This window comes from Variovorax sp. W1I1, assembly GCF_030815625.1.
In the GTDB taxonomy this organism is placed as follows: domain Bacteria; phylum Pseudomonadota; class Gammaproteobacteria; order Burkholderiales; family Burkholderiaceae_C; genus Variovorax; species Variovorax paradoxus_C.
Window position 1 is genome coordinate 1,538,671 of sequence record NZ_JAUSWZ010000001.1, and the last position, 19,990, is coordinate 1,558,660.

The window sequence follows — 19,990 nt, forward strand, 5'->3', positions numbered from 1 at the left end:
CTGGTGCACGGTGTGCGAAGGCGGGAGCTCTGCTGGACGCCGGCATCAGGCCAAAGCACGTTTTTGTGCATTGCACCAAGTTGAAACGCGCTCAGCGCGGCGTGCGGGCGTCCGGCATCGGCAGGTAGTCGGCCATGGCGAGCATCGACTCCGCCACGTCGACCAGCCGGCGCTTCTGGTTCATGGCGGTCTGGCGCAGCATCTTGTGGGCCTCGTCCTCGCTCAGGCGCCGATGCGCCATCAGCAGGCCCTTGGCGCGTTCGACCACCTTGCGCTCGTTGAGCGAGGCGCGCACGGTCTGGAGTTCGTCGCTCATGGCCTGCAGGCGCTGCGACTGCTCCTGGACCATGTCGAGCACCGAGCGCTCCAGCCCGCGCCCGTACGGGGCGGGGGCCACGGCCTGGGTGCCTGCATCGTCGAAGAACAGGGCGCCGCCGGACTGCGGTGCCAGCGTGCCGAGCAGTTGCTGGTAGGCCTCCAGGTCGGTGCGCGCCTGCGCGGTCTTGCGGTTGCAGAGGGCGCGCAGGTCGGCGGCGAGGCGGTCTTCGACCCTGCGCATCGCGTCGATGCGGCGGGTACAGCAGTCGAACCAGTCCTGGCTCAGCTGGCTGTATTGCGCGTCCGGCGCCGCGGCCAGCGTGGTGCCGATGCGGCGCAGGCGCTCGAGCTCGGCCATGGTGGCGTCGGCCTCGCTTTCGCGCCACAGCACCAGCACCTCGTCGCTCGAGAAATCGGTGAAGACGTGAAAGCAGCGCTCCTGCGATTCGATGAGGTGCAGCCACTGCACACGCTGCGCCTCGTTGCTGCGGCCCAGCGCCAGCGTGGCGGCGCCGAAGGCGCGCTCCTGGCCCGCGAACTCCTTGCCCTGCATGAAGTTGAACATCGCGACCAGGAGGCGCGAGATCTCGGGGTCGGTGGCGCCGTCGGCCGCCTCGAACACCACGGCCAGCAGGCCGGCGACGAGCTTGGCGAAGGCCGCGGTCGATTGCGCCGGCGCGAGTTCCAGTGCGCCGACGCGCGCGCGCAGCGCGGGCAGGGCGTCCAGCCCCGGCAGCACCCAGGCGATGCGGCTGAACAGGCGTGCGCTGTTACCGGCACTGGCACGTTGGCGGGCCTCGGTCTCCAGTTGGTCGAAGCCGTTGCGCACCGCCTCCTCGAGCGCTTGGCATTCGGCAATCTGCGGATCGCGCTGGTCGGCAAAGCGCTGGCCGCGCGAGGCGAGGAACACGTTCGACATGCCGCGCTCGCGCTGCAGCGCATGCACCAACCGGCCGATCAGGCCGACCAGCTCGCTGGTGCGGGCGAGCTGGTCGAGCTCGTCGATTTCGCACTGGCGGGCGGCGATGAGGAAGTGCAGGCCGGATTTCATGGTGGGTGGGGAAGGGGACGCACACCGTCGCTGCAACATCCGTGCCTTGCCCCTTTGCGGGCGTCGCCTGCAGGCGCCACCTACACTCGCCGCATGCTCTTGTTGGGAATCGAATCATCCTGCGACGAGACCGGCGTGGCGCTGGTCGAATCGCACGGCGACGCGCTGCCGGTGCTGCTTTCGCATGCACTGCACAGCCAGATCGCCATGCACCAGGCCTACGGCGGCGTGGTGCCCGAACTGGCCAGCCGCGACCACATCCGTCGCGTGCTGCCCCTCACTGAAGCCGTGATGGCCGAGGCCGGGCGCTCGCTGAAAGAAATCGACGTGGTGGCCTATACGCGCGGGCCGGGGCTTGCGGGCGCATTGCTGGTGGGCGCTGGCGTAGCCTGCGCATTGGGCGTGGCGCTCGGCAAGCCGGTGCTGGGCGTGCATCACCTCGAAGGGCATCTGCTGTCGCCGTTCCTGAGTGCCGATCCGCCCGAATTTCCGTTCGTCGCGCTGCTGGTGTCGGGTGGTCACACGCAGCTGATGCGGGTCGACGGCGTGGGCCGCTACGAGCTGCTCGGCGAAACCATCGACGATGCGGCGGGCGAAGCGTTCGACAAGAGCGCCAAGCTCATGGGCCTGCCATACCCCGGCGGCCCGTGGCTCGCGAAGCTGGCCGAAGGCGGTAGCGCGACGGCATTCAAGCTGCCGCGGCCGCTGCTGCACAGCGGCGATCTCGATTTTTCGTTTGCGGGCCTGAAGACCGCGGTGCTCACACAGGCCAAGAAGCTCGGCGACCAGCTCGAGGCGAACAAGGCCGATCTGGCGGCGTCCACGCAGGCGGCCATCGTCGAGGTGCTGCTGAAGAAATCGCTCACCGCGCTCGATCAGACCGGGCTCAAACGCCTGGTGGTGGCCGGTGGCGTGGGCGCGAACAAGAATTTGCGTGAGCAACTGAATGCGGCGTGCGCAAAGCGCAAGGTGCGCGTGCACTACCCCGAGCTGCACCTGTGCACCGACAACGGCGCCATGATCGCCATGGCCGCCGCGATGCGCCTTCAATCTGGCCTGTCGCAGGCCAGCGCGCGCTACGCCTTCGACGTCAAGCCGCGATGGCCGATGGCCTCGCTGACCGCCGAGGCTCAGCCGCTGCCCGAGGCGGTGTAAAGAAAGCAACGCGTGCCGCCCTGCAAAGGCAGGGCGGCACGTCGCATCAAAGCCTGGCCGTACATACGGCCAGTCCTGGCCGCCTTAGTTGATCTGCAGTTGCGACGCCTGGCTCACCGGAACCAGCTTGCCCAGCTTCAGCGTGAGCACGCCGTTTTCCAGCTTGGCTTCGCTCGCTGCGGCATCGATGTCCAGCGGCAGTTCGTAGGCGGCCTTGAACTGGCGTTTGGCTTCGGCCTTGCTGTCGATGCGGACCACGGCGCCTTCGAGGCTGATCGCGAGGTCTTCGCGCGAGAGGCCCGGCACGTCGAGCGAGAGAGTCCAGCTCTTGTCGTCCTGCTCCACCAGCGGCGAGCGGCGGGGTGCGGCGAAGGCGTCGTTCACGAAGCGCTCGAAGGCACGGTCGTACGAGCGGGGAACGAAGCGGGTGGTGCGGACGGTGGGTGCGAAAAACATGATGGAAAGCTCCTGAATGAACACAATGGGGACAAGGAATGTGTGTCCCTTACACTGCGCGGCCATTCAATCCTGAGTGCCGCTTGACACCTCATCTAGGCGCAGCCGCACGCGTTTCAAGACGATGACTCCCCCCTTTATTTGGCGCCGCCAGGCCTTGAAATTCGCGGCGCTGGCGCTATGCGCGAGCCCCTTCGCCGGGCTCGCGCAAACCTCGTCCGTGCCGCCCGCGCCCATCCGGCTTGCGTTGATCGAGAGCATGAGCGGGCCCTTCGCGAACACGGGCGAAGCGGTGTTCCGCAACCTCTTGTGGGCGGTGGAGCGCGTCAATGCGCGCGGCGGCGTGAAGCTTCCGGGCGGTGCGCGTCCGCTGCAGCTGGACCGCTACGACAGCAAGGGCCAGAACGAGGAGGCGCTCTCCGCATTGCGCGCGGCCATGGACGACGGTGCGCGCATCGTCCTGCAGGGCAACTCGTCGGCCACCGCTGCGGCGCTGGTCGATGCCATCGACAAGAACAACGAGCGCGACCCGGCAAGGCGCGTGATCTTCCTGAATTACGCGGCGGTCGATCCGGTGCTCACCAACGAGCGCTGCAGCTTCTGGCACTTCCGCTTCGACGCCCACGCCGACATGCGCGTGGCCGCGCTGATGGACGTGGTGAAGGACGACGCGGCGCTCAAGCGCGCCTACCTGATCGGGCAGGACTACAGCTTCGGCCAAGCGGTGCTGCGCGAGGTGCGACGGCAGCTCGGCGTGCAGCGGACAGATGTGGAAATCGTCGGCGACGAACTGCACCCGATGGGCAAGGTGAAGGACTTCGCGCCCTACGCCACCAAGATCCTCGCGAGCGGCGCACAGGCGGTGTTCACCGGCAACTGGGGCAACGACCTCACGCTGCTCGTGAAGGCGGCGCGCGAGGCGGGCTTCAACGGCAGTTTCTATACCTTCTACGGCAACGCGCTCGGCGCGCCCGCGGCCATCGGCGATGCGGGCATCGGCCGCGTGGTGGCCGTGGCCGACTGGCTGCCGAACGTGCAGACCGCGCAGTCGGAGGCGTTCTATCGCGCGTTCCGTGCGCGCTTTCCGAAGCCCGCGGACGACTATGTGCACATGCGGATGCAGCTGCTGGTGGAGTCGCTCGCGCAGGCCGTCGAGCGGGCGGGCAGCGTCGATGCAGTGGCCGTGGCGCGCGCGCTGGAGCAGGCCGACGTGAGCCTGTACGGCCAGCGCGGCCGCATGCGCGCGGCGGACCACCAGTTCCAGCAGCAGCTCGTGGTCGGCGTAATGGACCGGCAGGGCAAGCCCGGCGTGCAGTTCGATGTCGAGGGCTCGGGCTACGGCTTCCGCGTGATCAAGACGATTGCCCCGGAGCGCGCCGAACTGCCGACTTCGTGCAAGATGAAACGACCCTCATGAACAGGACAACAGCAGATGCGTGAAGCCATTCACAACCTCGAAGCCTCCAAGATCCGTGAGGTGGCCAATGCCGGTTTGGGCCGGGACGATGTGCTCGCCTTCTGGTTCGGCGAAAGCGACGAGGTCACGCCCGAGGTGATCCGTCAGGCTGCCATCGAATCGCTGCAGCGCGGCGAGACCTTCTATGCCCACAACCTCGGCTTGCCCGAACTGCGCGAGGCGATTGCGCGCTACACCAGCGCGCTGCATCCGGCGGTCGATGCGTCGCGCATCGCGGTCACTTCGGGCGGCGTGAGCGCACTGATGCTTGCGGTGCAGGCGCTGGTCGAGGCGGGCGACGACGTGGTCGCGGTGACGCCGGTGTGGCCCAACCTCACGGTGCAGCCGGCGATCATGGGGGCGCATGTGCGATCGGTACCGCTGGTGCCGGTGCAAGGGCAGTGGACGCTCGATCTGCCCGCGCTGCGCGCGGCGGTCACACCGAAGACGAAGCTCCTGATCGTCAACGCGCCGAACAACCCCACGGGCTGGACGATGACGCGCGACGAGCAGCAGGCCGTGCTCGACCATTGCCGCGAGACGGGCACCTGGATCCTCGCCGACGAGGTGTACGAGCGGCTCTACTTCGAGCCTTCGCCGAACAGCTGCGCGCCGAGCTTTCTCGACATCTCGAAGCCCGACGACCGGCTCGTCGTGACGCACAGTTTCTCGAAGAGCTTCCTCATGACCGGATGGCGCCTCGGCTGGCTGGTGCTGCCGCCCGCGATGGTCGATGGCATCGGCAAGCTGATCGAGTTCAACACCTCGTGTGCCAGCGTGTTCACGCAGCGCGCCGCCATCGCGGCGATCGCGCACACCGCGGAGATCACGCCGCGCGTGGTCGCGCACCTGAAGCTGTGCCGCGACACGCTGGTGCCGCTGCTGGCCGCGGTGCCCGGCGTGCAGGTGGCGCCCGCCAAGGGCGGCATGTACGCCTTCTTCCGGCTCGAAGGCTTCGGCGATTCGCTCGATGTCGCCAAGCGGCTGGTGGTCGAAGCGGGTCTGGGGCTTGCACCGGGCAATGCCTTTGCGCCGGAAGCCCAAGGCTGGCTGCGCTGGTGCTTTGCGTCGAAAGACCCGCAGCGACTGGTGCAGGGCGTGGAGCGGCTGCGCAACTGGCTGGCGGCGCAGCCGCAGCGCAAGGGCTGATCCGGCCCCGTCTGCAATTTCGTTCAATACGCGGGGCGAGCAGCCCGCGAAGCTTGGCCTTTCTTCGAGAGCGAAAGGTCGTGCATGTCGGAACGAATCAAGGGAATGGTGCTGTGCGCGCTGGCGATGGTCACGGTGGGCAGCACGGTGGTCGCCAGCAAGGTGATTGCGGGCGGCCTGCCGCCGTTTACCGCGACGGCGCTGCGGTTTGCGATGGCGCTGCCTGTGTTTCTTTTGCTGTTGCGGGTGACGCGCTCGCCGTGGCCGCGGCCTGATCGGCGTGATCTGGTGCTGCTCTTGTGCCAGGCCGGGCTGGGAAGCGTCGGCTACACGGTGCTGCTGATCCTGGGCGTGCGGTGGGCGCCGGCTGCCAGTGCCGGCGTGGTGGCGGGGACGCTGCCGGCTGTCGCTGCGCTGGTGGCGGTGCTGGCGCTGCGCGAGCGGCCTGGGCGCTACCTGGTGGGCAGCATCGTGCTGGCGACGGCGGGCGTGCTGGCGATCAGCTGGCCGGGGGAGGGCGCCGTGACGGGCTCGAAATCGCCGTCCGCGATGATCGGCAACCTGCTGGTGCTGGGCGCGGTAGTCTGCGAGGCGATGTTCATCCTGCTCAATAAGCGCCTGCGGGTGCCGGTGCGGCCGTTGGCGCTGTCGACGCTGATGACGGCCTTCGGGCTCCTGCTGTCGCTGGTGCCGGCGCTGTTCGAGCGGCCCTGGGAGCAGCCGTTGCCGAACGATGCCCTGATCGGTGTCGCCTACTACGCGCTGGTGCCGACGGTGCTGGGTTTCGTGCTCTGGTTTGCCGGATCGGCCAGGCTGAAGGGGGCGGAGGCGGCGCTCTTCACGGCGCTGCTGCCGGTTTCGGCGCTGATACTGGCGGCGCTTTGGTTGGGTGAAAGTATCAGCCTCGCTCAGATCGGCGGAGCGGCCTGCGTGCTGGGTGCCGTGGGGCTGGCTTCGCTCGATGGACGGGGTGGAAAACGCCCCGAAAGCCCCCTCCGGCCCGCCGAGCTATAATCCCGAGGCTTTGCATGCCGCAAGGCGCACGGTGAGGGCAGTTCCAGCGCTCACCGCAAGTCAAACATCCCGGAACAAGGAAATTCAACATGATCGCAGCCTCCATCAAGGCCGAAGTCGTCAAAGACAACGCCCGCGCCGCCAACGACACCGGCAGCCCCGAAGTGCAAGTCGCACTGCTGACCGCCCGTATCAACGAGCTCACCCCCCACTTCAAGACCCACGCCAAGGACCACCACGGCCGTCGCGGTCTGCTGCGCATGGTGAGCCGCCGCCGCAAGCTCCTGGACTACCTCAAGTCCAAGGACGCCGACCGTTACACCGCGCTGATCGCCAAGCTGGGTCTGCGCAAGTAAATCGAATCGCATGAAAAAACGCCTGGGTTAGTCCGCTAGCTCAGGCGTTTTTTACTTCGCGATCCACTTTCGGAGTGCCAAAACAGAGCGAAGCTGTGTCATTCCAATGAAGTTCTCCCCGAGCTTCGCTGGAATGGCATCGTGTTCTGAGAAGCCTCCGCCCCTTGCGAACCCTGTGTGGTTCGCTACTAAAACAGGAGCAAACATGAGCCTCTTCAACAAAGTCACCAAGTCCTTCCAGTGGGGCGACAAGACCGTCGTCATGGAAACGGGCGAAGTCGCCCGCCAGGCCAATGGCGCCGTGCTGGTCGACATCGATGGCACCGTGATCCTGGCGACCGTGGTCGCCTCCAAGTCCGCCAAGCCGGGCCAGGACTTCTTCCCGCTGACCGTCGACTACATCGAGAAGACTTACGCCGCGGGCAAGATCCCCGGCAGCTTCTTCAAGCGCGAAGCCAAGCCAAGCGAACACGAAACGCTGACCAGCCGCCTGATCGACCGTCCGATTCGCCCGCTGTTCCCCGAAGGCTTCCTGAACGAAGTGCACGTGGTCATCCACACCGTGTCGCTTAACCCCGAAGTCGACGCCGACATCGCCGCCATGATCGGCGTGAGCGCTGCTCTGTCGATCTCCGGCATCCCCTTCAGCGGCCCGATCGGCGCCGCCCGCGTGGGCTACATCAACGGCCAGTACGTGCTGAATCCGGGCCAGACGGCCCGCAAGGATTCGCAGATGGACCTCGTCGTCGCCGGCACGCAAGCCGCCGTGCTGATGGTCGAGTCCGAAGCCCAGCAACTGAGCGAAGAAATCATGCTCGGCGGCGTGGTGTTCGGCCATGAACAGGCCGGCATTGCGATCAACGCGATCCATGACCTCGTGCGCGACGCCGGCAAGCCGGTGTGGGACTGGCAAGCGCCGGCCGAAGACGAAGCCTTCGTCGCCAAGGTCAAGGGCCTGGCCGAAGAAAAGCTGCGCGCTGTCTATCAAATTCGCAGCAAGCAAGCCCGCACGCAGGCTCTCCGCGAAGCCAATGCCAGCGTGATGGCATCGCTGAAGGAAAGCGGCGAGCCTTTCGACGCCGGTAAGGTCAACGACCTGCTGTTCTCGATCGAATCGAAGATCGTTCGCAGCCAGATCCTCTCGGGCGAACCCCGCATCGACGGCCGCGACACGCGCACCGTGCGCCCCATCGAAATCCGCAACTCGGTGCTGCCCCGCACTCACGGTTCGGCCCTGTTCACGCGCGGTGAAACGCAGGCGCTGGTCATCACCACGCTCGGCACCGAACGCGACGCGCAGCGCATCGACGCGCTGGCCGGCGAGTACGAAGACCGCTTCCTGTTCCACTACAACATGCCTCCCTTTGCCACCGGCGAAGTGGGCCGCATGGGTTCGACCAAGCGCCGCGAAATCGGCCACGGCCGCCTGGCCAAGCGCGCGCTCGTCGCCGTGTTGCCGACCAAGGAAGAATTCCCGTACACCGTGCGCGTCGTGTCTGAAATCACCGAGTCGAACGGCTCCTCGTCGATGGCTTCGGTCTGCGGCGGCTGCCTCTCGATGATGGACGCCGGCGTGCCGATGAAGGCGCACGTGGCCGGCATCGCCATGGGCCTCATCAAGGAAGACAACCGCTTCGCGGTGCTGACCGACATCCTGGGCGACGAAGATCACCTGGGCGACATGGACTTCAAGGTTGCGGGCACCACCAACGGCATCACCGCGCTGCAGATGGACATCAAGATCCAGGGCATCACCAAGGAAATCATGCAGGTCGCACTGGCGCAAGCCAAGGAAGCGCGCATGCACATCCTGGGCAAGATGCAGGAAGCCATGGGCGAGGCCAAGGCCGAAGTCTCCAGCTTCGCACCGCGCCTGACCACGCTGAAGATCAACCCCGAGAAGATCCGCGACGTGATCGGCAAGGGCGGCTCGGTCATCCGTGGCCTGCAGGAAGAGACCGGCACGACGATCAACATCGACGAAGACGGCACCATCACCATCGCCTCGACCGATCCGGAAAAGGCTGAACTCGCCAAGAAGCGCATCGAACAGATCACCGCCGAAGTCGAAATCGGCAAGGTCTACGAAGGCCCGGTCACCAAGATCCTGGACTTCGGCGCGCTCATCAACCTGCTGCCCGGCAAGGATGGCCTGCTGCACATCAGCCAGATCGCGCACGAACGCGTCGAGAAGGTGACTGACTATCTGAGCGAAGGCCAGATCGTGAAGGTCAAGGTTCTGGAAACGGACGAAAAGGGACGCGTCAAGCTGTCCATGAAGGCCCTGACCGAGCGTCCGGCCGGCATGGAATACAGCGAGCGTCCGCCGCGTGAAGACCGTGGCGATCGCGGCGACCGTGGCGGCGACCGCCGCGAACGTTCGGACCGTGGCGATCGCGGCGGCGACCGTGGTGGTGATCGTGGCGAGCGCGCCCCGCGCTTCAACGACCAGCAACAGCAACCGCGCAACGACCAGCAGCAGGCTCCGGCCGACGAGCAACAGTCGCAAGCCCCGCGCGAGCCTCAGGAGTAAGAAGGGCGCAACGGCAGGTTTTCCCTGCCGTTGCTATCTTTTGAACAACCAGCTGCGCCCCACTGCGGGCGTTGGAGGCCGAAAGACCATGAAAGCCATTGAAATCACTTCGTACGGCGCCCCTGAGGTGCTGCGCGTGGCCGATCGTCCCGATCCCGTGGCGGGTGCGGGCGAACTGCTGATTCGCGTCGCGGCCAGTGGCGTCAACCGGCCCGACGTGCTGCAGCGGATGGGCCACTATCCGGTGCCGCCGGGCGCGTCCGATCTGCCGGGCCTCGAAGTGGCCGGCGAGATCGTGTCGGGCGACGCCGCGGCGTTGGCCGAAGCGGGCTTCAAGGTCGGTGACCGTGTCTGCGCGCTGATTGCCGGTGGTGGATACGCCGAGCTGTGCGTGGCGCCTGTGGCGCAATGCCTGCCGGTGCCCAAGGGCTGGAGCGATGTCGACGCAGCTTCGCTGCCCGAGACCTTCTTCACCGTCTGGAGCAATGTGTTCGAGCGCGGACGTTTGCAAAAGGGCGAAACGCTGCTGATCCAGGGCGGCTCGAGCGGCATCGGCGTCACGGCGATCCAGATTGCCAAGGCGTTGGGCGCAACGGTGATCGTCACGGCCGGCAGCGACGACAAGTGCGAAGCCTGCAAGAAGCTCGGTGCCGACCAAGCCATCAACTACCGCACGAGCGACTTCGTCGAAAAGGCGAAGGAACTCACGGGTGGCAAGGGCGTGGACGTGATCCTCGACATGGTGGCGGGCGACTACGTGGCGCGCGAGATCGAGTGTCTGGCCGAAGACGGCCGGCTCGTGATCATCGCGGTGCAGGGCGGCGTGAAGGCGCAGATCAATGCGGGCCTCGTGCTGCGCAGGCGCCTGACGATCACCGGCTCGACGCTGCGGCCCCGGCCGGTGGCGTTCAAGGGCGCGATTGCCAGGGCATTGCGCGAGAAGGTCTGGCCGCTGCTCGAAAGCGGCGCGATCAAGCCCGTGATCCACAGCACTTTTGCGGCGGCGGGTGAACCCAGTGGCGCAGCCCAGGCTCACACGCTGATGGAATCGAACCAGCACATCGGCAAGATCGTGCTGACATGGTGACAACGACGAACAACGCGATGACAACCAAGAAGAAACTGATCGCCGGCAACTGGAAGATGAATGGTGGCCTGGCTGCCAACGAGGCGCTGGTAAAGGCTCTGCAGCAGGGCTTGGCGGCAAGCCCGGCTGCTTGCGATGTCGCGCTGTGCGCGCCGGCACCGTATTTCGCCCAACTGCAATCGCTGCTGGCGGGTACGCCGTCGCTGGCGCTCGGTGCGCAGGATGTTTCGGCGCATCCGCAAGGCGCGTTCACCGGTGAGCAATCGGCGGCGATGCTGAAGGATTTCGGCGTGCGCTATGCCATCGTCGGTCATTCCGAGCGTCGGCAGTACCACGGCGAAACCGACGAGACGGTGGCCGCGAAGGCGGCTGCCGCATTGGCCAACGGCATCACGCCGATCGTTTGCGTCGGCGAGACGCTGGCCGAGCGCGAAGCAGGGCAGACCGAAGAAGTCGTCAAGCGCCAGCTGGCAGCGGTGATCCATGTGAATGGCCACTGCATCAGCGAAATCGTTGTGGCTTACGAGCCGGTCTGGGCCATCGGCACCGGCAAGACGGCTTCGCCAGAGCAAGCGCAGGCAGTGCATGCCGTGCTGCGTGCGCAGTTGCATCACGCAGCGAGCGAGCACGCTGCCGGCATCAGCATTCTTTACGGCGGCAGCATGAACGCGGCCAATGCCGCCGAACTGCTGGCGCAGGCCGACATCGACGGCGGCCTCATCGGTGGTGCATCGCTCAAGGCCCCCGACTTTCTGCAGATCATTTCTGCCGCTGCGCGCTGAACGCGCAACGGCTGTTATCAATTAGGAGTAAGAACGAATGAACGTGGTCCTCAACCTTCTGGTCGGCGTGCAAATGCTGGCGGCCCTGGCGATGATCGGCCTGATCCTGGTCCAGCACGGCAAGGGTGCCGACATGGGCGCCGCCTTCGGCAGCGGCAGCGCCGGCAGCCTGTTCGGTGCCAGCGGCAGCGCAAACTTTCTCTCGCGCACCACGGCTGTGCTGGCTGCGGTGTTCTTCGCATGCACGTTGCTGCTTGCGTACTTCAGCCATGCGCGTCCTGCGGGCGGCGGCAGTCTCCTCGAGCGCGCGGCCGTGGGCACGCCCGCTGCACCTGCCAAGCCGGCATCTGGCGCGGCAGGCGAAATCCCTGGTGCGGGCGCTCCGAGCGCACCTGCATCGGCACCTGCCGCACCCGTTTCGGGCGCCGGTCAGATTCCGAACAAGTAATCCAGTCGTTTTCATGCAGTCGTCCCGAGAAACGGCTGTATTTCAGGGTAAACTCTAAAGCTGTTCAGAAAGCCAAATGCCTTAACCGGTACCTCATGCCATCTGAACAGCAAAAACCGCGGTCGTGGTGAAATTGGTAGACACGCTATCTTGAGGGGGTAGTGGCGAAAGCTGTGCGAGTTCGAGTCTCGCCGACCGCACCAAATCTCATCGGCAGAAAACCTCATCCAGAGGTTCTTCTTGCCGGTGGCAAGCGGTGAAAATTTCTCGATGAACCTCGATTCCTACCTTCCCGTCCTTTTGTTCATTTTGGTCGGAGTCGGCGTAGGCGTCGCCCCCCAAGTCATCGGATACATCCTCGGCCCCAATCGGCCAGACGCTGCGAAGAACGCTCCCTACGAGTGCGGCTTCGAAGCCTTCGAGGATGCGCGCATGAAGTTCGACGTGCGCTATTACCTCGTCGCCATTCTCTTCATCCTGTTCGATCTCGAAATTGCCTTTCTCTTCCCGTGGGCCATTGCGCTCAAGGAGATCGGTGCTGTCGGCTTCTGGGCCATGATGATCTTTCTCGCCATCCTCGTCGTAGGTTTCATCTACGAGTGGAAAAAAGGCGCGCTCGACTGGGAATGACAAGGAAAGCACACGATGGCCATTGAAGGCGTTCTCAAAGAAGGTTTCGTCACCACCACCTACGATTCGGTGGTGAATTGGGCGAAGACCGGATCTCTCTGGCCGATGACCTTCGGCCTCGCATGCTGTGCGGTCGAAATGATGCACGCGGGCGCTGCCCGCTACGACATCGATCGTTTCGGCATGCTGTTCCGTCCCAGCCCGCGCCAGTCTGATCTGATGATCGTGGCCGGCACGCTGTGCAACAAGATGGCGCCGGCGCTGCGCAAGGTCTACGACCAGATGCCCGAGCCGCGCTGGGTGCTCTCGATGGGCTCGTGCGCCAATGGCGGTGGTTACTACCACTACAGCTATTCGGTTGTGCGCGGCTGCGACCGCATCGTGCCGGTCGACGTCTATGTTCCGGGTTGCCCGCCCACCGCCGAGGCATTGCTCTACGGCGTGATCCAGTTGCAGCAGAAGATTCGCCGCACCAACACCATTGCCCGCGCCTGAGAGATTGCCGACGATGACTGACTTTGCAATTTCGCCGGAGGTGCTGCGCGCCACCATCACCGAGACGCTCGGCGCCAAGGCCAAGAGCGTGACGCTCGCATTGGGCGAGGTGACTGTCGTGGTGAGCGCCGCCGACTACATAGAAGCCGCCACGCTGCTGCGCGATGCGCCCGGCTGCCGCTTCGAGCAATTGATCGACCTCTGCGGCATGGACTATTCCGACTACCGCGAAGGCGAGTGGCAAGGCGAGCGCTACGGCGTGGTCTCGCACCTGCTGTCGGTCACGCTCAATCAGCGCGTGCGCCTGAAGGTGTTCGCGCCGAACGAAGACCTGCCCGTGGTCGATTCGCTCCAGCCCGTTTGGAACGCCGCCACCTGGTTCGAGCGCGAAGCATTTGACCTCTACGGCATCGTGTTCGACGGCCATGACGACCTGCGCCGCATCCTGACCGACTACGGCTTCATCGGCCACCCGTTCCGCAAGGACTTCCCGGTGTCGGGTCACGTCGAGATGCGTTACGACGAAGAACAGAAGCGCGTCGTGTACCAGCCGGTATCGATCGAGCCGCGAGAAATCACGCCGCGCGTGATCCGCGAAGACAACTACGGCGGCGGTTTGCACTGATATGGCCGAAATCAAGAACTACACCCTCAACTTCGGCCCCCAGCATCCGGCCGCGCACGGCGTGCTGCGCCTGGTGCTCGAGCTCGACGGCGAAGTGATCCAGCGCGCCGATCCTCACATCGGCCTGCTGCACCGCGCGACCGAAAAACTCGCCGAATCGCGCACCTTCATCCAGTCGCTGCCCTATATGGACCGTCTCGACTACGTGTCGATGATGTCCAACGAGCACGCCTATTGCCTCGCCATCGAGCGGATGATGGGCTTGGACGTGCCGATCCGCGCGCAGTACATCCGCGTGATGTTCGCCGAGATCACCCGCTTGCTGAACCACCTGCTGTGGCTCGGTGCGCACGGTCTGGATTGCGGCGCGATGAACATGCTCATCTACTGCTTCCGCGAGCGTGAAGACCTGTTCGACATGTACGAGGCCGTTTCCGGCGCGCGCATGCACGCGGCTTACTTCCGTCCGGGTGGCGTCTACCGCGACCTGCCGGACGCGATGCCGCAGTACAAGGTCAGCAAGATCAAAAACGCGAAGGCCATCGAGCGCCTGAACGAAAACCGCCAGGGTTCGCTGCTCGACTTCGTCGACGATTTCTGCAAGCGCTTCCCGAAGATGGTGGACGAGTACGAGACGCTGCTCACCGACAACCGCATCTGGAAGCAGCGTACCGTGGGCATCGGCGTCGTGACGCCGGAGCGCGCGCTGAACCTGGGCTTCACCGGCCCCATGCTGCGCGGCTCGGGCATCGAATGGGACCTGCGCAAGAAGCAGCCCTACGACGTCTACGACCAGATGCAGTTCGACGTGCCCGTGGGCAAGACCGGCGACTGCTACGACCGCTACCTCGTGCGCGTCGAAGAAATGCGCCAGGCCAACAAGATCATCCAGCAGTGCTCGGCGTGGCTGCGCGTGAATCCCGGCCCGGTGATCACCGACAACCACAAGGTCGCTGCGCCCGCGCGCGAATCGATGAAGGCGAACATGGAGGAGTTGATCCACCATTTCAAGCTCTTCACCGAAGGCTTCCATGTGCCCGAAGGCGAGGCCTATGCCGCCGTCGAGCACCCGAAGGGCGAGTTCGGCATCTATCTCGTGAGCGACGGTGCCAACAAGCCCTACCGCCTGAAGATCCGCGCCCCTGGTTTCCCGCACCTCGCCGCCCTCGACGAAATGTCGCGCGGTCACATGATCGCCGACGCTGTCGCGGTGATCGGCACGATGGACATCGTGTTCGGCGAAATCGACAGGTGAGAAAGAGCGAATGACGACTTCCTCAACCCATCACCACGACGCTGCCCCTGCGGCCCCGTTGAAGGCTGAAATCCTCGAGCGTTTCGCGCGCGAGGTCGCCAAGTACCCCGAAGCCGGCAAGCAATCCGCCGTGATGGCGTGCCTGGCTATCGTCCAGCAGGACGAGGGCTACATCAGCATGCAGCGCGAGCGCGAGATCGCCGATTACCTCGGCATGGCGCCCATCGCCGTGCACGAGGTGACGACCTTCTACAACATGTACAACCAGCACCCGGTGGGCAAGTTCAAGCTCAACGTGTGCACCAACCTGCCGTGCCAGCTGCGTGACGGTGTCGCCGCGCTCGTGCACCTCGAAAAGAAGCTCGGCATCAAGATGGGCGAGACCACCGGCGATGGCCTGTTCACGCTGCAGCAGAGCGAGTGCCTGGGCGCCTGCGCCGATTCGCCCGTGATGCTGGTCAACGACCGCACCATGTGCAGCTTCATGAGCAACGAGAAGCTCGACCAACTCATCGAAGGCCTGCGCGCTTCGACCAAAGGGGAGACTGCCTGATGTCGCCCGAACAAGTACTCCAGCAGTTCCAGGCAACGGGCGTCCAGACCTGTTTCCATGACCGCCACATCGAGCCGCAGATCTATGCCGGCCTGAACGGCACCAACTGGCGCCTCGCCGACTACGAAGCGCGCGGTGGCTACAAGGCGCTGCGCAAGATCCTCACCGAGGGTCTCACGCCTGACCAGGTGATCGCCGAAGTGAAGGCCTCGGGCTTGCGCGGCCGTGGCGGCGCCGGTTTCCCGACGGGCCTGAAGTGGAGCTTCATGCCCCGCCAGTTCCCGGGCCAGAAGTACCTCGTCTGCAACTCCGACGAAGGCGAGCCGGGCACGTGCAAGGACCGCGACATTCTGCAGTTCAACCCGCACATCGTGATCGAAGGCATGGCCATCGCGGCGTACGCGATGGGCATCAGCGTGGGCTACAATTACATCCACGGCGAGATCTTCCAGAGCTACGACCGCTTCGAGGAAGCCCTCGAAGAAGCGCGCGCCGCCGGCTACCTCGGCGACAAGATTATGGGCAGCACGTACAACTTCCAGTTGCACGCGGCCCACGGCTTCGGCGCCTACATCTGCGGCGAAGAAACCGCGCTGCTCGAATCGCTCGAAGGCAAGAAGGGCCAGCCGCGCTTCAAGCCGCCGTTCCCTGCGAGCTTTGGCCTGTACGGCAAGCCCACCACCATCAACAACACCGAGACCTTCGCGGCGGTGCCCTGGATCATCAACAACGGTGGTCCGGCGTATCTCGAATGCGGCAAGCCGAACAACGGCGGCACCAAGATCTATTCGGTGAGCGGTGACGTCGAACTGCCCGGCAACTACGAAGTGCCGATGGGTACGCCGTTCTCCAAGCTGCTGGAGCTGTGCGGCGGTGTCCGCAAGGGCCGCACGCTCAAGGCCGTGATCCCCGGTGGATCGTCGTCCCCGGTGCTGCCGGCCGACATCATGATGGCCTGCACCATGGACTACGACTCCATCGCCAAGGCCGGCTCCATGCTGGGTTCGGGCGCGGTGATCGTCATGGACGACAGCCGCTCGATGGTCGAATCGCTCAAGCGCCTCTCTTACTTCTACATGCACGAATCCTGCGGCCAGTGCACGCCGTGCCGCGAAGGCACGGGCTGGCTCTACCGCGTGGTGGACCGCATCCACAACGGACAGGGCAGGGCGACCGACATGGACCTGCTCAACTCCGTGGCAGACAACATCCAGGGCCGCACCATCTGCGCCCTCGGCGATGCAGCGGCAATGCCGGTGCGCGCCATGATCAAGCACTTCCGTCATGAGTTCGAGGCCTTGATTCCGGGTTACGTCCCGAAAGCGCCCGTTCAGGCCTGAGCCCCGAGAAATACATATATGGTTGAAATCGAACTCGACGGCAAGAAGGTCGACGTGACCGAAGGCAGCATGATCATGCATGCGGCCGACAAGGCAGGCACGTACATCCCGCACTTCTGCTATCACAAGAAACTCAGCATCGCGGCCAACTGCCGCATGTGCCTGGTCGATGTGGAAAAGGCGCCCAAGCCGATGCCGGCCTGCGCCACGCCTGTCACGCAGGGCATGATCGTTCGCACCAAGAGCGAAAAGGCCATCAAGGCGCAGCAGTCGGTCATGGAATTCCTCCTGATCAACCACCCGCTGGATTGCCCCATCTGCGACCAGGGCGGCGAGTGCCAACTGCAGGACTTGGCCGTCGGCTATGGCGGTTCTTCTTCGCGCTACGAAGAAGAAAAGCGCGTCGTCTTCCACAAGGACGTCGGCCCGCTGATCAGCATGGAAGAGATGAGCCGCTGCATCCATTGCACGCGCTGCGTCCGTTTTGGCCAGGAAGTGGCCGGCGTGATGGAGCTCGGCATGACCCAGCGCGGCGAACACTCCGAAATCGAAACCTTCCTCGGCGATTCGGTCGACTCGGAACTGTCGGGCAACATGATCGACATCTGCCCGGTCGGTGCGCTCACGAGCAAGCCCTTCCGCTACAGCGCCCGCACCTGGGAACTGTCGCGCCGCAAGTCGGTGAGCCCGCACGATTCGACCGGCTCGAACCTGATCGTCCAGGTCAAGAACAACCGCGTGATGCGCGTGGTGCCGCTGGAGAACGAAGACGTCAACGAATGCTGGATCGCCGACCGCGACCGCTTCTCGTACGAAGCCCTCAACGGCCCGGAACGCCTGACGCAGCCCATGCTCAAGCAGGGCGGCCAATGGCAGCAGGTCGATTGGCAGACCGCGCTCGAATATGTGGCCAATGGCTTGAAGCAGATCAAGACTGACCACGGCGCGCAAAGCATCGGCACGCTGGTCAGCCCGCACAGCACGCTCGAAGAGCTGCACCTCGCCGCCATGCTCACGCGTGAACTGGGCAGCGACAACATCGACTATCGCCTCCGCAATGCCGAGTTCACGGCCTTCGAAGGCGTGCGCTGGCTCGGCACCTCGATCGCATCGCTCACGCAAGTGCAGCGCGCGCTGGTCGTCGGTTCGAACCTTCGCAAGGAACACCCGCTGTTCGCGCAGCGCATCCGCCAAGCCGTGCGCAAGGGCGCTGCGCTGTCGGTGATCACATCGTCCGGCCTCATGACCGATCGCGATGCCTGGGCCATCAATGTGGCGCAGTCGACCATCGTCGAAGCGGACCAATGGATCGAAGCGCTGGCCGCAGTTGCTGCAGCCATCGGCAAGACCAACGGTGCAGCCGCACCGCTGGCACCGAAGAGCGAACCCGACGCCGCTGCACAAGCCATCGCAGCGTCGCTGCTGGGCGGCGAACGCAAGGCCATCCTGCTCGGCAACGCCGCCGCCCACCACGCGCAAGCCAGCAGCCTGCTGGCCCTCGCGAACTGGATCGGCGCGCAGACCGGCGCGACCGTCGGCTACCTGACCGAAGCCGCCAACACCGTGGGCGCGCAGCTCGTCGGCGCCTTCCCGAAGAACGGCGGCCTCGATGCCGGCCGCATGCTCGCCGCCGGCTCCGGCCTCAAGGCCGTGCTGCTGCTGAACACCGAGCCGGTGTTCGATTCGGCTGCCGGCGCTGCCGCCGCCGATGTCATCGGCAACGCGCAGATGGTCGTCACGCTGAGCCCCTTCAAGGCCAACCTCGAATTCAGCGATGTGCTGCTGCCGATCGCCCCGTTCACCGAAACCCCCGGCACCTTCGTCAATGCCGAAGGCCGCGTGCAAGGTTTCCATGCCGTCGTGAAGCCGCAAGGCGAAACGCGTCCGGCGTGGAAGGTGTTGCGCGTGCTGGCGAACCTGCTGGGCCTGCCTGGCTTCGCATTCGAATCGACCGCTGAAGTGCTCAAGACGGTGCAGGCGTTGGAGGAGGGCGTTACCGTACCGGCCAGCGCCCTGAACAACGCAACGGCCGCCGACGCCGTCGCCTCCAATGGCGCTGCGCCGGCACCGGTGGTCGCGAGCATCTACCAGCTCGACTCCATCGTGCGCCGCGCACCGTCGCTGCAACTGACCGCCGATGCGCGCAACGCATCGACCGCACCGGTCGCATCGGGTCAGGCCGAGGAGGCATTGGCATGATCGACGCGATTCATGGCTTCGGCCAGGGGCTGATCGCCGCAGGCTGGTGGACGGCCGTGGCATGGCCCGTGATCTGGACGCTGATCAAGATCATCGTGGTCGTGATCCCGCTGATGGGCGCCGTGGCGTACCTCACGCTGTGGGAACGCAAGGCCATCGGCTTCACGCAGATCCGCATCGGCCCCAACCGCATCGGACCGCTGGGCCTGCTCCAGCCGATCGCCGACGCGCTCAAGCTGATGACCAAGGAAATCATCATTCCGACGGTCGCCAACAAGGGCTTGTTCCTGCTCGGCCCGATCATGACCATCATGCCGGCGCTCGCCGCATGGGCCGTGATTCCCTTCGGCCCCGACGTGGCGCTCGCCAACATCAACGCCGGCCTCCTGTTCGTGATGGCCATCACCTCGCTCGAGGTGTACGGCGTGATCATCGCCGGCTGGGCATCGAACTCTAAGTACGCGTTCCTCGGTGCGCTGCGCGCTTCGGCACAAATGGTGAGCTACGAAATCGCGATGGGCTTCTGCTTCGTCGTGGTGCTGATGGTCACCGGCAGCCTGAACATGAGCGAGATCGTCACGGTCCAGGGCAAGGGCATGTTCCATGACATGGGCGTCGGGTTCCTGTCGTGGAACTGGCTGCCGCTGCTGCCGATCTTCGTCGTCTACTTCATCTCTGGCTTGGCCGAGACCAACCGCCACCCGTTCGACGTGGTGGAAGGCGAATCGGAAATCGTTGCGGGCCACATGATCGAGTACTCGGGCATGAGCTTCGCGATGTTCTTCCTGGCCGAGTACGCCAACATGTGGCTGGTCTCGATCCTCACCGTGGTGCTGTTCCTCGGCGGCTGGCTGCCACCGTTCGAGTTCCTGAGCTTCATCCCGGGCTGGATCTGGCTGGGCCTCAAGACCTTCTGCGTGGTCACCATGTTCCTGTGGGTGCGCTCGACGTTCCCGCGCTTCCGCTATGACCAGATCATGCGTCTGGGATGGAAGATCTTCATTCCCGTCACCCTCGTGTGGCTGGTCGTTGTGGGCGGCTGGATGCAGACGCCGTTCAACATCTGGAAATAACTGGAAGCGCCGACA

At 64.9% G+C, this 19,990-nt stretch carries 19 protein-coding genes and 1 tRNA gene; 18 read left to right on the plus strand and 2 right to left on the minus strand.

The genetic code is table 11. The features are described from left to right. Positions 1-91 precede the first annotated feature (91 nt). On the minus strand, positions 92-1,369 hold the full coding sequence (locus QFZ83_RS07215; RefSeq protein WP_306878845.1) for a nitrate regulatory protein: 1,278 nt from the start codon (positions 1,367-1,369) through the stop codon (positions 92-94). A 93-nt stretch (positions 1,370-1,462) separates the two neighbouring features. On the opposite strand from QFZ83_RS07215, the gene tsaD reads away from it, so the two are divergent. Next, positions 1,463-2,524, plus strand: coding sequence for a tRNA (adenosine(37)-N6)-threonylcarbamoyltransferase complex transferase subunit TsaD (tsaD, locus tag QFZ83_RS07220; RefSeq protein ID WP_307504390.1), 1,062 nt, complete (start codon positions 1,463-1,465; stop codon positions 2,522-2,524). An 84-nt stretch (positions 2,525-2,608) separates the two neighbouring features. Here tsaD and QFZ83_RS07225 read toward each other — a convergent pair whose 3' ends face one another. Further along, positions 2,609-2,980 carry an Hsp20/alpha crystallin family protein gene (locus tag QFZ83_RS07225; RefSeq protein WP_306878843.1) on the minus strand — a complete coding sequence of 124 codons (372 nt, stop codon included), beginning with the start codon at positions 2,978-2,980 and terminating at the stop codon, positions 2,609-2,611. A gap of 124 nt (positions 2,981-3,104) precedes the next feature. Here QFZ83_RS07225 and QFZ83_RS07230 point away from each other — a divergent pair, with 124 nt between their 5' ends. The 17 genes from QFZ83_RS07230 (at position 3,105) to nuoH (ending at position 19,975) form a co-directional block, all read left to right on the plus strand. Then, positions 3,105-4,397, plus strand: a complete 1,293-nt coding sequence (locus QFZ83_RS07230) for a branched-chain amino acid ABC transporter substrate-binding protein (RefSeq protein WP_307504393.1) — start codon at positions 3,105-3,107, stop codon at positions 4,395-4,397. A gap of 15 nt (positions 4,398-4,412) precedes the next feature. Further along, the gene (locus QFZ83_RS07235; protein ID WP_307504397.1) at positions 4,413-5,585 is read left to right on the plus strand and encodes a pyridoxal phosphate-dependent aminotransferase; all 1,173 of its coding nucleotides are present in this window, start codon (positions 4,413-4,415) and stop codon (positions 5,583-5,585) included. A gap of 84 nt (positions 5,586-5,669) precedes the next feature. Beyond that, a complete protein-coding gene (locus QFZ83_RS07240) occupies positions 5,670-6,599 on the plus strand; it encodes a DMT family transporter (protein WP_307504401.1) in 930 nt (309 codons plus the stop codon). 89 nt (positions 6,600-6,688) lie between these two features. After that, positions 6,689-6,955, plus strand: a complete 267-nt coding sequence (gene rpsO, locus QFZ83_RS07245) for a 30S ribosomal protein S15 (RefSeq protein ID WP_007837783.1) — start codon at positions 6,689-6,691, stop codon at positions 6,953-6,955. Positions 6,956-7,160: 205 nt separating this feature from the next. Next, the gene (pnp, locus tag QFZ83_RS07250; RefSeq protein ID WP_307504403.1) at positions 7,161-9,488 is read left to right on the plus strand and encodes a polyribonucleotide nucleotidyltransferase; all 2,328 of its coding nucleotides are present in this window, start codon (positions 7,161-7,163) and stop codon (positions 9,486-9,488) included. Between the two features lie 88 nt (positions 9,489-9,576). Then, on the plus strand, positions 9,577-10,575 hold the full coding sequence (locus QFZ83_RS07255) for an NAD(P)H-quinone oxidoreductase (RefSeq protein ID WP_307504406.1): 999 nt from the start codon (positions 9,577-9,579) through the stop codon (positions 10,573-10,575). Positions 10,576-10,592: 17 nt separating this feature from the next. Then, the gene (gene tpiA / locus QFZ83_RS07260) at positions 10,593-11,357 is read left to right on the plus strand and encodes a triose-phosphate isomerase (RefSeq protein ID WP_307504410.1); all 765 of its coding nucleotides are present in this window, start codon (positions 10,593-10,595) and stop codon (positions 11,355-11,357) included. 37 nt (positions 11,358-11,394) lie between these two features. After that, on the plus strand, positions 11,395-11,805 hold the full coding sequence (gene secG, locus QFZ83_RS07265; protein ID WP_013542413.1) for a preprotein translocase subunit SecG: 411 nt from the start codon (positions 11,395-11,397) through the stop codon (positions 11,803-11,805). A 118-nt stretch (positions 11,806-11,923) separates the two neighbouring features. Beyond that, positions 11,924-12,008: transfer RNA gene (locus QFZ83_RS07270), tRNA-Leu, on the plus strand. A gap of 67 nt (positions 12,009-12,075) precedes the next feature. After that, positions 12,076-12,435 carry an NADH-quinone oxidoreductase subunit A gene (locus QFZ83_RS07275; RefSeq protein ID WP_041943881.1) on the plus strand — a complete coding sequence of 120 codons (360 nt, stop codon included), beginning with the start codon at positions 12,076-12,078 and terminating at the stop codon, positions 12,433-12,435. 15 nt (positions 12,436-12,450) lie between these two features. Then, on the plus strand, positions 12,451-12,930 hold the full coding sequence (locus tag QFZ83_RS07280) for an NADH-quinone oxidoreductase subunit B family protein (protein ID WP_007837763.1): 480 nt from the start codon (positions 12,451-12,453) through the stop codon (positions 12,928-12,930). A gap of 13 nt (positions 12,931-12,943) precedes the next feature. After that, positions 12,944-13,555 carry an NADH-quinone oxidoreductase subunit C gene (locus tag QFZ83_RS07285; RefSeq protein ID WP_013542411.1) on the plus strand — a complete coding sequence of 204 codons (612 nt, stop codon included), beginning with the start codon at positions 12,944-12,946 and terminating at the stop codon, positions 13,553-13,555. 1 nt (position 13,556) lies between these two features. Next, positions 13,557-14,810 (plus strand): NADH-quinone oxidoreductase subunit D, encoded by a 1,254-nt coding sequence (locus tag QFZ83_RS07290; RefSeq protein WP_093431294.1) that lies wholly within the window; start codon positions 13,557-13,559, stop codon positions 14,808-14,810. 10 nt (positions 14,811-14,820) lie between these two features. Then, entirely contained in the window at positions 14,821-15,363 is a 543-nt protein-coding gene (gene nuoE / locus QFZ83_RS07295) for an NAD(P)H-dependent oxidoreductase subunit E (protein ID WP_307504417.1), read from the plus strand. Continuing rightward, a complete protein-coding gene (gene nuoF / locus QFZ83_RS07300) occupies positions 15,363-16,703 on the plus strand; it encodes an NADH-quinone oxidoreductase subunit NuoF (RefSeq protein WP_013542408.1) in 1,341 nt (446 codons plus the stop codon). Before nuoE ends, nuoF begins: the two co-directional genes overlap by 1 nt. An 18-nt stretch (positions 16,704-16,721) precedes the next feature. Continuing rightward, positions 16,722-18,902, plus strand: a complete 2,181-nt coding sequence (nuoG, locus tag QFZ83_RS07305) for an NADH-quinone oxidoreductase subunit NuoG (RefSeq protein WP_307504421.1) — start codon at positions 16,722-16,724, stop codon at positions 18,900-18,902. Continuing rightward, complete coding sequence (gene nuoH, locus QFZ83_RS07310) at positions 18,899-19,975, plus strand: NADH-quinone oxidoreductase subunit NuoH (RefSeq protein WP_306878832.1); 1,077 nt, start codon at positions 18,899-18,901, stop codon at positions 19,973-19,975. The genes nuoG and nuoH overlap by 4 nt, the downstream gene beginning before the upstream one ends. Positions 19,976-19,990 lie beyond the last annotated feature (15 nt).

What these genes read in the sequence shown, in the direction of transcription:
- QFZ83_RS07235 (WP_307504397.1), top strand. Translation starts at nt 4,413, where the DNA reads ATGCGTGAAGCCATTCACAACCTCGAAGCCTCCAAGATCCGTGAGGTG.
- nuoG (WP_307504421.1), top strand. Translation starts at nt 16,722, where the DNA reads ATGGTTGAAATCGAACTCGACGGCAAGAAGGTCGACGTGACCGAAGGC.
- secG (WP_013542413.1), top strand. Translation starts at nt 11,395, where the DNA reads ATGAACGTGGTCCTCAACCTTCTGGTCGGCGTGCAAATGCTGGCGGCC.
- QFZ83_RS07280 (WP_007837763.1), top strand. Translation starts at nt 12,451, where the DNA reads ATGGCCATTGAAGGCGTTCTCAAAGAAGGTTTCGTCACCACCACCTAC.
- tsaD (WP_307504390.1), top strand. Translation starts at nt 1,463, where the DNA reads ATGCTCTTGTTGGGAATCGAATCATCCTGCGACGAGACCGGCGTGGCG.
- rpsO (WP_007837783.1), top strand. Translation starts at nt 6,689, where the DNA reads ATGATCGCAGCCTCCATCAAGGCCGAAGTCGTCAAAGACAACGCCCGC.
- tpiA (WP_307504410.1), top strand. Translation starts at nt 10,593, where the DNA reads ATGACAACCAAGAAGAAACTGATCGCCGGCAACTGGAAGATGAATGGT.
- nuoH (WP_306878832.1), top strand. Translation starts at nt 18,899, where the DNA reads ATGATCGACGCGATTCATGGCTTCGGCCAGGGGCTGATCGCCGCAGGC.
- QFZ83_RS07290 (WP_093431294.1), top strand. Translation starts at nt 13,557, where the DNA reads ATGGCCGAAATCAAGAACTACACCCTCAACTTCGGCCCCCAGCATCCG.
- nuoE (WP_307504417.1), top strand. Translation starts at nt 14,821, where the DNA reads ATGACGACTTCCTCAACCCATCACCACGACGCTGCCCCTGCGGCCCCG.
- QFZ83_RS07225 (WP_306878843.1), bottom strand. Translation starts at nt 2,980, where the DNA reads ATGTTTTTCGCACCCACCGTCCGCACCACCCGCTTCGTTCCCCGCTCG.
- QFZ83_RS07285 (WP_013542411.1), top strand. Translation starts at nt 12,944, where the DNA reads ATGACTGACTTTGCAATTTCGCCGGAGGTGCTGCGCGCCACCATCACC.
- QFZ83_RS07230 (WP_307504393.1), top strand. Translation starts at nt 3,105, where the DNA reads ATGACTCCCCCCTTTATTTGGCGCCGCCAGGCCTTGAAATTCGCGGCG.
- QFZ83_RS07240 (WP_307504401.1), top strand. Translation starts at nt 5,670, where the DNA reads ATGTCGGAACGAATCAAGGGAATGGTGCTGTGCGCGCTGGCGATGGTC.
- pnp (WP_307504403.1), top strand. Translation starts at nt 7,161, where the DNA reads ATGAGCCTCTTCAACAAAGTCACCAAGTCCTTCCAGTGGGGCGACAAG.
- QFZ83_RS07255 (WP_307504406.1), top strand. Translation starts at nt 9,577, where the DNA reads ATGAAAGCCATTGAAATCACTTCGTACGGCGCCCCTGAGGTGCTGCGC.
- nuoF (WP_013542408.1), top strand. Translation starts at nt 15,363, where the DNA reads ATGTCGCCCGAACAAGTACTCCAGCAGTTCCAGGCAACGGGCGTCCAG.
- QFZ83_RS07215 (WP_306878845.1), bottom strand. Translation starts at nt 1,369, where the DNA reads ATGAAATCCGGCCTGCACTTCCTCATCGCCGCCCGCCAGTGCGAAATC.
- QFZ83_RS07275 (WP_041943881.1), top strand. Translation starts at nt 12,076, where the DNA reads ATGAACCTCGATTCCTACCTTCCCGTCCTTTTGTTCATTTTGGTCGGA.